Here is a 12,024-nt window from a genome sequence, read left to right as displayed (position 1 = left end):
TCTCCTCTCGCGTCATCCCAATTCCAGCATCAGCAACCCGATGAGCGGCGGCAAGGCGGCACCGATGAGAAGGGGCGCCGTCCGGGATGCCGTCAGCCCCAGCGCAGAACCGGAAACCCCGGCCGCGATCAACCCGGCGATCGGCATCGACAGACTGCGGTCGATCCCCGGCACGAGCGAAGCCAGTAGCGCCGCAATGACCGCTACTCCGCCGACCAGAATGCCCTTCCACAGTTCGACACCGGACAACTTCGCCGCTACCGCGCCCCCGGCGATGGCGGCAGCGATCCCGAGCAAGACCCACTGAATATCCGGCCAACCAGCGTCCACCATAAAAAACCCTCCCATTCTGCAATGGGAGGGTGCGGTATTGTCGAACCCAATTCAAGTCAGGCGATGGTCGAAGAGCTAGAGCGCAGCGTCTCTCGCGCCCTCCGAGAGAAGGCCGAAGGCGTAGTCGGAAAACGACCGCCAGACTTCCATTCGGAACGCCTCCTCGCCCGTGCGCAGAAGCACCACTTCCACCTTGCCAAACAGCGTGCGCGAGCAGGCACCGACCGGAAAGACTGAAAGCGACAGATCCTGCGGGCAACCCGTGTTGATCGCGGCCTCCGCACCCGGACCCGAAATCAGGATCGCGGTGTTGCGGTGAGACACGTCGGTCGCGGAATGCAGCACACCGGAATTGGCGGCAGCGGTCATCAGGCCGCTTTCGCTTTCGTCGATCACCAGCCACTCGTCCGGTCCGAGCCATAGCGCGGTGCGGCCATTGGCGGATGCGGACGTCTTCGGCCTGACCGGCAGATCGACGCCGAGCGAGCCTGAAAGTGCGGATACATCCTCCGCCTTCGCCCGCAGCGAAATGCGGCCGGCCGGAGCTGCCGGTTCGAGCCGGACGACGGAAGATCCGCCGTGAAAACCGGTCATCGGGACTACGCGCTGAGCCATTGCAAAATCAGCCATTGATGCGGCCTCCTTCCTTGTCGAAGAACACCATGTCGGTCACTTCCACCGAAATCGTCCTGTCGGCCATCGGCACGTAGAGCGTGCTGCCCATCTTTGCGCGTCCGCCGGCAACCAGCGCGATCGCGATCGATCGGCCGAGAGTTTCCGACCAGTAGGACGAGGTCACATGGCCGAGCATGGTCATCGGCTTCGGCTGGTTCGGATCGGCAACGATCTGCGCGCCCTCTTCCAGCACATCCTTCGGATCCTTGGTGAACAGGCCGACCAGCTGCTTGCGTCCCTCGCGCACAAGGTCCGGACGCTTCAGCCCTCTGATGCCGACGAAATCGGTCTTCTTCTTCGAGACAGCCCAGCCATAACCGGAATCGTCAGGGGTGACCGTGCCGTCCGTATCCTGGCCGACGATGATATAGCCCTTTTCGGCGCGGAGAACGTGCATGGTTTCCGTGCCGTAGAGGCAGGCCCCCATCGATTGCGCGCGTTCCCAGATCGCCTTCCAAACCGCCGCCCCGAAATCGGCGGGCACATTGACTTCGAACCCGAGCTCGCCGGTAAACGACATGCGGAACAACCGCCCCGGAACGCCCATGATCGTGCACTCGGCAACGCTCATATGCGGGAAGGCTTCGTTGGAAATGTCGAGCCCGTCGATGAAGGGCGCAATGATCTCGCGCGCCTTCGGACCCTGAACTGCGATGACAGCCCATTGTTCGGTGGTCGATGTCAGCCATACGTTGAGATGCGGGAATTCCGTCTGCAGATAGTCTTCCATATGCTGCAGCACCCGCGGCGCACCGCCGGTCGTGGTCGTCACATGGAAACGGTCTTCTGCCAGGCGCCCGACGACACCGTCGTCATAGATGAACCCGTCTTCCCGCGTCATGATCCCATAACGGCTCTTGCCGGGTTTCAGCGTATCCCAGGCATTGGTGTAGAGCAGGTTGAGGAATTTCGCGGCATCCGGACCGACCACTTCGATCTTGCCGAGCGTCGAGGCATCGAACACGCCGCCGACCTCACGCACGGTTCTGCACTCGCGGTTGACGGCCGCGTGCATGTCTTCGCCGCGCTTTGGGAAATACCAGGCGCGCTTCCAGTTGCCAACATCCTCGAACTCGGCGCCTTCTGCCGCTTCCAGCGCATGCATCGGCGTCTTGCGGGCGGGATCGAACAGGTCGCCGCGCGAATGGGCGATCAGCGTGCCGTAGGTGACAGGCGTATAGGGCGCGCGGAACGTGGTGAGACCCACTTGCGGGATCGGCCGGTCGAGCATTTCCGACGCGATGGCGAGGCCATGCATGTTGGAAAGCTTGCCCTGATCGGACGCCATGCCATTGGTGGTGAAGCGCTTGATATGCTCGATCGAATGCATGCCCTCGCGCACCGCAAGACGGATGTCCTTGGCGGTCACGTCATGCTGGAAATCGACGAAGGCCTTGACCGCATCATCAGGTCCCGCGCCTTCGGCCGCACCGATCATGCCGCCGGTCCATTCGAACCGGTTTTCGCCCGAGACAACAGCTGCACCGCCGCCTGCGGCAATCGCCTCGTCGATCAGATCGGCCAGATCGTCGGTTCCGTTGCAGGCCCCGACCGAGATGCAGTTCTGGGCGTAGATATCCGGCAGGAACCGCTGGTTTGCCTCGTCGAAGCGCAGTTTTCCGCGAGACTGCGAGAACAGATGCACTGACGGAGTCCAGCCTGCCGAGATGAGCAGCGCGTCAACCTTGATCTTGCGCGCATTGGCGCCGCCATTGCGGGTGACGGTGATGGAGTTGATCCGCAGCCGGCCGGACGTGTCGGTCACGGCATGGCCTGTCAGCACGTCGATCCCGAGCGCACGGGCCTCGGCAAGCACACCATCACCCGGATGGCTGCGGCTGTCGACGATCGCAGCGATCGAGACACCCGCCCGCTTCAGGTCGAACGCCGCCTCATAGGCGCTGTCATGGGCGGTATAGACGCCGACATTGCGGCCGACGGCAACGCCGTGATGGTTGAGGAAACTGCGCGCGGCAGACGCCAGCATGATGCCCGGCCGGTCATTGTTGGCAAACACCATATGCCGTTCGATCGAGCCGGTCGCCAGCACGACCTTTTTCGCACGCACCTGCCAGAGACGCTCACGCGGCAGGTCCCTGCCCGGAAGCGCGACATGGTCGGTCACCCGTTCCACAAGGCCTAGGAAACCGTGATTGTAATAGCCAAACACAGTGGTGCGGGTGAGCACGGTGACGTTGGGCATCGCCTTCAGCTTTGCAGCCATGGCCTGTGCCCAGTCGAAACCGTTCTGGCCGTCGATCACCGTGGAACTGTCGAAATGCAGCGCACCGCCGACTTCCGGCTGTTCGTCGACGAGAATGACCTTTTTGCCCGTCGCCGCCGCCGAAAGTGCCGCCGTCAGGCCGGCAACACCGGCGCCAGCGATCAGTATGTCGCAATGCACGTAGCGGCTGGCGTAATTGTCGGGATCCGCTTCCTGCGGCGCTTCGCCCAGACCCGCAGCGCGACGGATGATCGGCTCATAGAGTTTGTGCCAGGCTTCCCGCGGCCACATGAAGGTCTTGTAGTAGAAACCGGCGGCGAAGAACGGCGACAGCATGTCGTTGAACGCGCCGATATCGTATTTCAGCGACGGCCAGCGGTTCTGCGAGGCGATCTTTGCGCCATCGAACACTTCCTGCACCGTGGCGCGCACGTTCGGCTGACGCCGGGCGGCATCGCGCGAAACGTCGAGCAGCGCGTTCGGCTCTTCCGGACCAGAGGTCAGGATGCCGCGGGGACGGTGGTATTTGAACGAGCGGCCGAGCAGATGCACGCCGTGCGCCAGAAGGGCTGACGCGACCGTATCGCCCTCCAGCGCCGTGTAGTCTTTGCCGTCGAATGTGAAGCGCGCGGTGCGGGCGGGCGTATGGCGGCCGGCGCCCTTGATGCGGAATTCGCCCGAGTTGGAGGAAGAACTCATCTCGCGTCTCCTTCCGTAGCTTCCCAGGTTTCGACGGTCTTTTCTTCGGCGATCGCCGCAGCCTTGCTCGCGACCGGGATCGGCTGTTTCGGCAAGCCTGCCTTGTAGGTCATCAGGAACCTGTCGCTCACCGTATCGCGGGCCGCGTTGAAGAAGCGGCCGCAGCCGTGAATATGCCGCCACCGTTCATAGGTGAGACCCTTCTCGTTGTTGCGCAGAAAGAAGAACTCCGCGAACTCCTCGTCGGAAATTGCCGCGATATTCTCCGGCCGGGCAATATGCGCCTCGCCGGCCCAGCGAAATTCCAGTTCCGAGCGATCTTCTTCGCAATAGGGGCAGTGGATCAAAAGCATCTGGTCTATCCCCTCACTATCAGTGCGCGACGGCAGCGGCTGCCGCCTCGTCGATCAGGCGGCCCGTGCGGAACCGGTCGAGATTGAGACCCGACGCCAGTTTATGCGGTTCGCCCTTGGCGATCAGATGCGCAAACAGGTTGGCCGAGCCGGGCGTCGCCTTGAACCCGCCGGTTCCCCAGCCGCAGTTGACGAACAGTCCCGGAACCGGGGTGACACCCTGGATCGGCGACCTGTCAGGCGTGTTGTCGGTGATCCCTCCCCACTGCCGCATCATCTTGACGCGGCGGAAGATCGGAAACAGTTCGCAGATCGCATCAAGCGTATGGGTGATGATCTGCAGGCCGCCGGTCTGGGAGTATGAATTATACTGGTCGGTGCCGGCCCCGATCACCAGCTCGCCCTTGTCGGACTGCGAGATATAGGCATGAACCGTGTTCGACATGACGACGCAGGGGAAGATGGGTTTCAGCGGTTCCGACACCAGCGCCTGCAGCGGGTTGGAATGCAGCGGCACGCGAACGCCCGCCATTTCCATCACGACAGACGAATGGCCGGCCGCGGATACGCCGACCTTGTTGGCACCGATAAAGCCTTTGGAAGTCTCGACGCCCTGAACTTCGCCACCCGGTCCGCGGCGGATGCCGGTGACTTCGCAGTTCTGAATGATATGGACGCCGCGATCGGCCGCGGCGCGCGCGTAGCCCCAGGCAACGGCATCGTGGCGGGCTGTGCCGCCGCGGCGCTGCAGGGCAGCACCATTGATGGCGTAGCGTGCCGTCTTCGAAATATCGAGAACCGGAACGAAGGCCTTGGCCTGTTCCGGCGTCAGCCATTCGTTGTCGATGCCGTAGAGCCTGTTGGCATTGATATGGCGCTTGAACGACTGCTGGTCATGAATGTTGTGCGACAGCATCATCACGCCGCGCGGCGAATACATGACGTTGTAGTTGAGCTCCTGGCTCAGGCCTTCCCACAGCTTGAGGGAATGCTCGTAGATGTCCATGCTCTCTTCGTAGAGATAGTTGGAGCGGATGATGGTCGTGTTGCGGCCGGTATTGCCGCCGCCGAGCCAGCCCTTCTCGATCACCGCGATATTGGTGATGCCGTGTTCCTTGGCGAGATAATAGGCGGCACCCAGACCATGACCGCCGGCACCGACGATGATGACGTCGTAAGAGCTGCGCGGCTCGGGAGAGGTCCACTGCGCCTCCCATCCCTTGTGGGCGCGCAGTGCCTCGCGGGCTATGGCGAAAACCGAATATTTGCGCATGAGGCCGCTTCTCCTTGATCCGCCGGTAAGGCTCTTGGGTAGAACCATACCCATCGCAAATCAATATGCGCCGCAATGGCCGTTTTGCGACGCCTCAGAGGATTGTTTCGACACACGCGGAAAACAGGCCCGGGAACCTCGGACGAAAGGCCCGGCCGACGTTCATGTGACGACGGCGGAGGGAAGATGGGGTCGTGACTTTAGAGCGACCGGCCGTTGACGCGGCCGCAGGCCTCCTTTGAAATTTGGACAGACAGAAACCGGGGAAAGTTTCCCCCGGCTTGTCATGGAGAGGCGAAATCAGGCCCGGAGCAACACCTTGCCGGTGCGGCCGTGCTCGCCGGCTGCCTTTGCCGCCTTGGCGATGTCATCGAGACCAAAGACCTCGGAGACGGTGAGGGTCACGGTGCCGTTGGCGACGGCCTCGACAATCTCGCTGATATGGCTCTTCATCTTTTCCGCAGGAAGCTTGGGCGCGATCTTGGCGAGCCAGAAACCCTTGACCACAGCCTGCTTGAAAATCATGTCGCTGGCTGAAAGCTGCATCGGCGTTCCCGACATGAGTCCGAACGAGATCAGCAGTCCGTTTTCGCCAAGCACCGACAGCAGGTCTCCGGAGGCTGGGCCGCCGACGCCATCGACCCCCGCCTTGATCGCGGCTCCGCCCGAGAGCGCATTGACCGTCTCGCGCCATCCGGTCTGCGACGTCGAGAGGACATTCTGGATGCCGAGATCCGCCAGTTCGCGCACCGCCTCGTCACGTCGGACGAGGTTGATGACATTGATCTGACGCGGCTTGGCAAACATCGCGAGCGTCTTGCCGACCGCACCATTGGCCGCGTTCTGGATGATCCAGTCACCTTTTTCGACACCCGCAAAATCGAGCAGTGTCAGGGCGCTGAGCGGCATCGAGATCAGCTGCGCGCCGGCCTCATCGGAAATCGAATCGGGAAGCGGCACGGCCGCCATGGCCGACGCGATATAATACTCCGCCCAGGTGCCCTGCCCTGAGGCCGCCACACGCTGCCCGACCTTCAGGTGCGAGACACCCTCGCCCAGCGCATCAACGATACCGGTTCCTTCGGTGCCGGCGACGGCGGGCAGGTCGGGCTTGTAGCCGTAATCGCCGGAAACCGTCAGAAGATCGTGATTGTGGATCGCCGCCATCGACATGCGGATCCGGATCTGGCCGGGGCCGGGCTGCGGAATTGGGCGATCCTCGGTCGACAGGACGGAAGACGGATCGCCGAAACTGGAATGAATGGCACTACGCATGAGATTTCTCCGTTCGGTCCCGCGTGGCTCGGCAGGACAAGGCTTGGGCCGGTTGGGAACAGGTTCCCGCATGGGCGCAAATCGACTATGGCTTGGTGGCGGATATAGGACATCGCTGGGCGGATATAACCCCGCGCGGAGCAGCGGCTGTAAAATTCTTGAGAAGCCCGCAGCCGCGGGTAGACTTTTGACATCTCCTCTGTTAAGTGCCTTCACCAATCGCTTCGGCTATCCGCCGGGCTCCGACATTCTCTCGCCTCGAATCCTGCAGATTCCCTGGCGATAACAAACCAAAGGAACGGGATTTCACGTGCAGGTACTTGTCCGCGACAACAACGTTGATCAGGCTCTCCGCGCTCTCAAGAAGAAGATGCAGCGCGAAGGCATTTTCCGTGAAATGAAGATGCGTGATTACTACGAAAAGCCTTCGGAAAAGCGCGCCCGCGAAAAGGCTGAAGCCGTTCGCCGCGTCCGCAAGCTGGCCCGCAAGCGCATGCAGCGCGAAGGTCTTCTTCCGGCAACGCCGCGCCCGGCAACCGCCCGTCCGGCTGCTCGTTGATCGGTCGTTTTTTCGACGTTTTCATGTGATTATGAGCGGTGGCGACATGGGCGCCGCCGCTTTTTTGATTCGGAACAGTCGACATTCCGACACGTTCTGCCGATCCTGACAGCCCGATACGAGGACATGCGCCTGATGGCCGCCAAGACTGCCGTTTTTTCCGATGGAACCCGAAACTCCGGCCATTCCTTGACCGTCGCCCCAATTCGCAAGGCCCTCGCTCCGATCGGTATCGTGGCAGTGCTCGCGCTGGCCGGCTGCTCGACGACCACGTCGACGGACATGATCAGCGTCGATCGCGCCCAGGGGTCGGAACAGAACATCTCGTCCCTGTCCTCCGTCATCAGCTCCAACCCGTCTGATCCGGAAGGCTACAACATTCGCGGGTCGGCCTACGGCCGCGCTGGCGAATTCAAGCGGGCGCTGGACGATTTCAATCGCGCGCTCCAGATCAATCCGCAGTTCTACCAGGCCTATGCGAACCGGGCGCTCGTCTATCGCAACATGGGCAAGCCTGTCGAAGCCGCGAACGATTACAACCGCGCGCTCCAGATCAATGCCAATTACGACGTAGCCCTGATCGGCCGCGGCAATATCTATCGCCAGGCCGGCCGCCTCAACGAAGCCTTCAGTGACTTCAACAAGGCAATCGATCTCGATACGACCGACGGTCGCGCTTATCACAACCGCGGCCTGATCTATCAGGCCCGCAATCAGCACGCGCAGGCGATCGACGACTTCTCCAAGGCGATCTCGCTCTCCTCCAGCTCGGCCGAGCCCTATAACGGCCGCGGCATTTCCTATCTCGCCATGAACGACGACGAGAATGCGTTTGCCGACTTCAACCGCGCCATCGAGTTGAACGACAAGCTTGCCGAATCCTGGGCCAACCAGGCGCTGGTGTATGAGCATCGCGGCGACCGTGCCCGCGCCAACCGTTCGTTCTCGCATGCCGTCCGTCTGGACCCGAACTACAAGCCGGCCCAAGACGGCGCGGCACGTACGCGCGGCGGCAATAGCTAAGCGGAGCCATGACGATGCAGCAGTCCGGTCGCCATGATATCATCGTCATCGGCGGCGGGATTGTCGGCGCCTCGATTGCGTGGCACCTCACGGTGTCAAGCGCCAAAGTTCATCTTCTCTCTGAGAAACCGGGCGGCATAGCCACGCCGAATTCCTTCGCCTGGATCAACGCCAGCTGGGGCAATCCGCGCGCCTATTTCGACCTGCGCATGCGCGCCATCGCTGAATGGAAACGCCTTGCGAAGGACGTCCCCACCCTACCCCTATCTTTCGCGGGCGGCCTATGCTGGGACATGTCGCAGGCTGACCTGACGACCTACGCCAGCCAGCATTCCGGCTGGGGCTACGATATCGCTGAGGTCGATGCCGTCAGGAGTGCCGCCATAGAACCGGCCTTGAACGACGTGCCTAACACCGCGCTTTACGCTGCGATGGAAGGTGTAGCCGAACCGCAGGCGAGCGCCAAAATTCTGATTGCCGACGCCCAAAGACGCGGCATGCTCCTCACCGAAGGCATCCGGGTCACTGCGCTCAGGCGCGATGGCGAAGGCCGTGTCGCAACTGTGGTCACCGATAGTGGCGAATTCGCAGCCGGTGAGATAGTACTCGCCGCCGGCGCCAGCACCACGACCCTTGCCGCTTCTGTCGGAATAGACGTTCCGGTCGAAACACCACCGGGTCTCCTCGTCCACTCGACGCCGGTCGCACCGATCCTCAACGGCCTTGTCATTGCGCCGGAACTGCATGTCCGGCAAACCGCCGAGGGTCGGCTCGTCGCCGGGACCGATTTCGGCGGCATGGATCCGGGTACCGATCCGGATGGCGCGGCGGAAGAGCTGTTCGGCAAACTGAAGCGGTTCGTCAAAGGCGGCGACAGCTTGGTTATGGACTTCTACACCGTCGGTTATCGCCCCACGCCAAAGGACGGCTTTCCCATCATCGGACGTGCCGAAGATCAGACCGGTCAAACCCTCACCGGCCTCTACATTGCCGTCACCCATTCGGGCATCACGCTCGCTCCGGCGATCGGCCTGTTCGCCGCCACCGAAATTCTGGAAGGGGCGCAAGAACCGCTTCTCGCCCCCTACCGTCTGTCGCGCTTTAGCTGACAGCCCTCAGCGCCAGCCGAGCGCTGGCGCCACATGCTTCAGGATCGACTCGATGACATGGGCATTATAGTCGACGCCGAGCTGGTTCGGCACGGTCAGAAGCAGCGTATCGGCCTCGGCAATGCCCTCATCCTTGCGCAGCTCCTCGATCAGGGCTTCCGGTTCTGCCGCATAGGAACGACCAAAGATCGCCCGCGTGCTGTCGTCGATATATCCGACCGAGTCCTGCTCCTTGCCGCCGCGGCCGAAATAGGCCCGGTCGCGATCGTCCGTCAGCGCGAAGATTGAGCGGCTGACCGATACCCGCGGTTCGCGCTGATGGCCGGCCGCTTTCCAGGCGTCGCGATAGGCGCGGATCTGCTTTGCCTGCTGGATGTGGAAAGGCTCGCCCGTCTCGTCGTTCTTCAGGGTCGAGCTCTGCAGATGCATGCCCTTCCCGGCCGCCCAGACTGCCGTTGCATCGGAGCTTGCGCCCCACCAGATGCGGTCTCGCAGCCCTTCCGAATGCGGCTCCAGACGCAGCATGCCCGGCGGGTTCGGAAACATCGGGCGCGGGTTGGGTTTGGCAAAACCCTCGCCCTTCAGCACGTCGAGAAAGACTTCGGCGTGGCGGCGGCCCATATCGGCATCCGTCATCCCCTCGCCCGGCTCGTAGCCAAAATAGCGCCAGCCTTCGATCACCTGTTCCGGCGAACCGCGGCTGATGCCGAGCTGCAGGCGTCCTTTCGAAATCAGATCCGCGGATCCCGCGTCCTCCGCCATGTAGAGGGGGTTTTCATAGCGCATATCGATGACGCCGGTGCCGATCTCGATCTTCGACGTGCGCGCACCGACGGCGGCCAGAAGCGGAAACGGCGAAGCCAGCTGGCGGGCGAAATGGTGAACGCGGAAATAGGCGCCGTCGGCACCGAGTTCTTCGGCAGCGACGGCAAGATCGATCGACTGCAACAGCACGTCGCCCGCAGAGCGCGTCTGCGATTGTGGCGACGGCGTCCAGTGGCCGAATGATAGGAAACCGATTTTCTTCATAATAGGGCTCCGGCAATATGCGCATGAGAAGAGGTGTTGCCCCCTACATGGCATGCCGGAGCAGCATCCGTTAGGGCCCTGCCGCGAATTGGGCGCAGACGGATTGTTCGCAGATTGCGAACGAGTGTTGTGAAGATGGAATGAAATAGCGTCTGGAGTACCTGTCGGCAGGGTCGCGCGGGTGCAACGTCACACCCGCGCTCCGACAGAAACAGATCCGGCTTAGCGCAGCAGGAAGACGCCAGCGATATTCAGGATGATGAAAACGATGAGGCCGCCGAGAAGTCCGGCGCCGCCGAAGAAGCCGGCCGCCATGGCGATCATCAGAACGACGGTAGACATCGTGCCCCATTTTGCAGCGGCCAGAAAACCCTCGTAGGTTTTCTCGTGCTCGCGATAATCCATGGGAGCACCGGTCTCCATAGGTCCGCTCTGGTGATTGTCCATCATCGATCTCCTTCAACGCCGCGCCCACGAGCCGATCACGGCGGGGTGGCGCGGTAGCCTCCTCCTCGCTCTTCGAATCCTTGGCAGATCACCGAAAAGCGCCTCTCGATCCAGATTACACACACCGCTTCAAAGCGCAATCGCGCCACGCCGCGGCTGGTGCTTTAACACCTACTCGGCGAACGCCATTTCCTGAGAGGTCGGCCTTCCCGCGATCCTCGCGGTCGGCAGAACGGTGAGTGGCGGACTGTCGAACTGCGCTTCGTTGCCGAACATCATCCGCCGTTCATAGGCCTCCGACCGGAACAACGGGAACCGCCGCATCAACTGCGGCCTTACCTCCTTGACGCGTGACGCAAGAAGCGTGAGCTCGAAGCCGTAGATGCCGGCCATCGTTGGCGGCACGACGATATCCGCCAGGAAGATGCGCTTGTAGAACGAGGCATGCGGCGGGCGGATATGCTGCAACACCCGGTCGGCATCGAAATGGATCGCAGCCATGATGCTGGGCCGCAGCGTGATATAAGGGATCGTCGGCAATTCGGCGACGACAGCCGGATCGACCGCAAACCGGGCCGGGTCGATCAGCGTCATCCCGGCATCGAGGAAAGCGTGGACCGCATCGGGAAACACGCCTGTCGACTGGCACACACGATGGTCAGGCGTCACGTAATGGACGCGGATCGTCGCGATCAGTTCTTCGTAATGATGAATGCCGAAGACATAGGCGTTGCGGTCGAAATCGATCTCATCGAGCATGTCCACCGCACCAACGGGGAGAACATCCTGCGCCTTGTAGGCTTTGTATCTTAATCTGGCGATATCTTCGAAATCTTCGGCGCTCTGAATGCGGCGGTATTCGATGTGGTCGAGGGATGCGAGGAGCTTTTCGGAAAAGGGTGCTTCAGGAACAGATTGCTTTATCGGCATGTGAATTATCCATGGGACGTTAACCCAGGATTAACCGTGAACTGAGCCTTGATCGCAATCGCCGAAATTATGTTTAACAAATTTTAAACAGAAAT

At 61.7% G+C, this 12,024-nt stretch carries 12 protein-coding genes; 3 read left to right on the top strand and 9 right to left on the bottom strand.

Annotated features, from left to right (window positions below):
• Positions 1–12: 12 nt before the first annotated feature.
• The 6 genes from BLW69_RS02645 to BLW69_RS02620 form a co-directional block, all read right to left on the bottom strand.
• Positions 13–333 carry a hypothetical protein gene (locus BLW69_RS02645; protein ID WP_062461049.1) on the bottom strand — a complete coding sequence of 107 codons (321 nt, stop codon included), beginning with the start codon at positions 331–333 and terminating at the stop codon, positions 13–15.
• 75 nt (positions 334–408) lie between these two features.
• Entirely contained in the window at positions 409–963 is a 555-nt protein-coding gene (locus tag BLW69_RS02640; RefSeq protein WP_092659768.1) for a sarcosine oxidase subunit gamma, read from the bottom strand.
• Positions 956–3,931, bottom strand: coding sequence for a sarcosine oxidase subunit alpha (locus BLW69_RS02635; protein WP_092659766.1), 2,976 nt, complete (start codon positions 3,929–3,931; stop codon positions 956–958). Before BLW69_RS02635 ends, BLW69_RS02640 begins: the two co-directional genes overlap by 8 nt.
• Positions 3,928–4,284, bottom strand: coding sequence for a sarcosine oxidase subunit delta (locus BLW69_RS02630; protein WP_062461058.1), 357 nt, complete (start codon positions 4,282–4,284; stop codon positions 3,928–3,930). Before BLW69_RS02630 ends, BLW69_RS02635 begins: the two co-directional genes overlap by 4 nt.
• A gap of 19 nt (positions 4,285–4,303) precedes the next feature.
• Entirely contained in the window at positions 4,304–5,557 is a 1,254-nt protein-coding gene (locus BLW69_RS02625) for a sarcosine oxidase subunit beta family protein (RefSeq protein ID WP_092659764.1), read from the bottom strand.
• Positions 5,558–5,857: 300 nt separating this feature from the next.
• Positions 5,858–6,832 carry a zinc-binding dehydrogenase gene (locus BLW69_RS02620; protein WP_092659762.1) on the bottom strand — a complete coding sequence of 325 codons (975 nt, stop codon included), beginning with the start codon at positions 6,830–6,832 and terminating at the stop codon, positions 5,858–5,860.
• A 310-nt stretch (positions 6,833–7,142) separates the two neighbouring features.
• On the opposite strand from BLW69_RS02620, the gene rpsU reads away from it, so the two are divergent.
• From rpsU to BLW69_RS02605, 3 genes are all read left to right on the top strand, one after another.
• Positions 7,143–7,391, top strand: coding sequence for a 30S ribosomal protein S21 (rpsU, locus tag BLW69_RS02615; RefSeq protein ID WP_062461068.1), 249 nt, complete (start codon positions 7,143–7,145; stop codon positions 7,389–7,391).
• A 135-nt stretch (positions 7,392–7,526) separates the two neighbouring features.
• On the top strand, positions 7,527–8,414 hold the full coding sequence (locus BLW69_RS02610) for a tetratricopeptide repeat protein (protein ID WP_082476443.1): 888 nt from the start codon (positions 7,527–7,529) through the stop codon (positions 8,412–8,414).
• A gap of 14 nt (positions 8,415–8,428) precedes the next feature.
• On the top strand, positions 8,429–9,523 hold the full coding sequence (locus BLW69_RS02605; protein ID WP_092659759.1) for an NAD(P)/FAD-dependent oxidoreductase: 1,095 nt from the start codon (positions 8,429–8,431) through the stop codon (positions 9,521–9,523).
• A 6-nt stretch (positions 9,524–9,529) separates the two neighbouring features.
• On the opposite strand, the gene BLW69_RS02600 is transcribed toward BLW69_RS02605, so the two are convergent.
• The 3 genes from BLW69_RS02600 to BLW69_RS02590 form a co-directional block, all read right to left on the bottom strand.
• Positions 9,530–10,552, bottom strand: coding sequence for an LLM class flavin-dependent oxidoreductase (locus BLW69_RS02600; RefSeq protein ID WP_092659757.1), 1,023 nt, complete (start codon positions 10,550–10,552; stop codon positions 9,530–9,532).
• A 222-nt stretch (positions 10,553–10,774) separates the two neighbouring features.
• The gene (locus tag BLW69_RS02595; RefSeq protein ID WP_062582159.1) at positions 10,775–10,999 is read right to left on the bottom strand and encodes an aa3-type cytochrome c oxidase subunit IV; all 225 of its coding nucleotides are present in this window, start codon (positions 10,997–10,999) and stop codon (positions 10,775–10,777) included.
• Positions 11,000–11,170: 171 nt separating this feature from the next.
• Positions 11,171–11,923, bottom strand: a complete 753-nt coding sequence (locus BLW69_RS02590; protein WP_062461904.1) for an N-acyl amino acid synthase FeeM domain-containing protein — start codon at positions 11,921–11,923, stop codon at positions 11,171–11,173.
• Between the last annotated feature and the right edge of the window lie 101 nt (positions 11,924–12,024).

The organism is Rhizobium sp. NFR12, assembly GCF_900108545.1.
Classification (GTDB): domain Bacteria; phylum Pseudomonadota; class Alphaproteobacteria; order Rhizobiales; family Rhizobiaceae; genus Neorhizobium; species Neorhizobium soli.
This window is presented reverse-complemented; position numbering and strand designations above follow the sequence as displayed.

Bases quoted from the DNA above. Each gene is read 5' to 3' on its own strand.
- BLW69_RS02645 (WP_062461049.1), bottom strand. From the start codon at position 333: ATGGTGGACGCTGGTTGGCCGGATATTCAGTGGGTCTTGCTCGGGATC.
- BLW69_RS02640 (WP_092659768.1), bottom strand. From the start codon at position 963: ATGGCTGATTTTGCAATGGCTCAGCGCGTAGTCCCGATGACCGGTTTT.
- BLW69_RS02635 (WP_092659766.1), bottom strand. From the start codon at position 3,931: ATGAGTTCTTCCTCCAACTCGGGCGAATTCCGCATCAAGGGCGCCGGC.
- BLW69_RS02630 (WP_062461058.1), bottom strand. From the start codon at position 4,284: ATGCTTTTGATCCACTGCCCCTATTGCGAAGAAGATCGCTCGGAACTG.
- BLW69_RS02625 (WP_092659764.1), bottom strand. From the start codon at position 5,557: ATGCGCAAATATTCGGTTTTCGCCATAGCCCGCGAGGCACTGCGCGCC.
- BLW69_RS02620 (WP_092659762.1), bottom strand. From the start codon at position 6,832: ATGCGTAGTGCCATTCATTCCAGTTTCGGCGATCCGTCTTCCGTCCTG.
- BLW69_RS02610 (WP_082476443.1), top strand. From the start codon at position 7,527: ATGGCCGCCAAGACTGCCGTTTTTTCCGATGGAACCCGAAACTCCGGC.
- BLW69_RS02605 (WP_092659759.1), top strand. From the start codon at position 8,429: ATGCAGCAGTCCGGTCGCCATGATATCATCGTCATCGGCGGCGGGATT.
- BLW69_RS02600 (WP_092659757.1), bottom strand. From the start codon at position 10,552: ATGAAGAAAATCGGTTTCCTATCATTCGGCCACTGGACGCCGTCGCCA.
- BLW69_RS02595 (WP_062582159.1), bottom strand. From the start codon at position 10,999: ATGGACAATCACCAGAGCGGACCTATGGAGACCGGTGCTCCCATGGAT.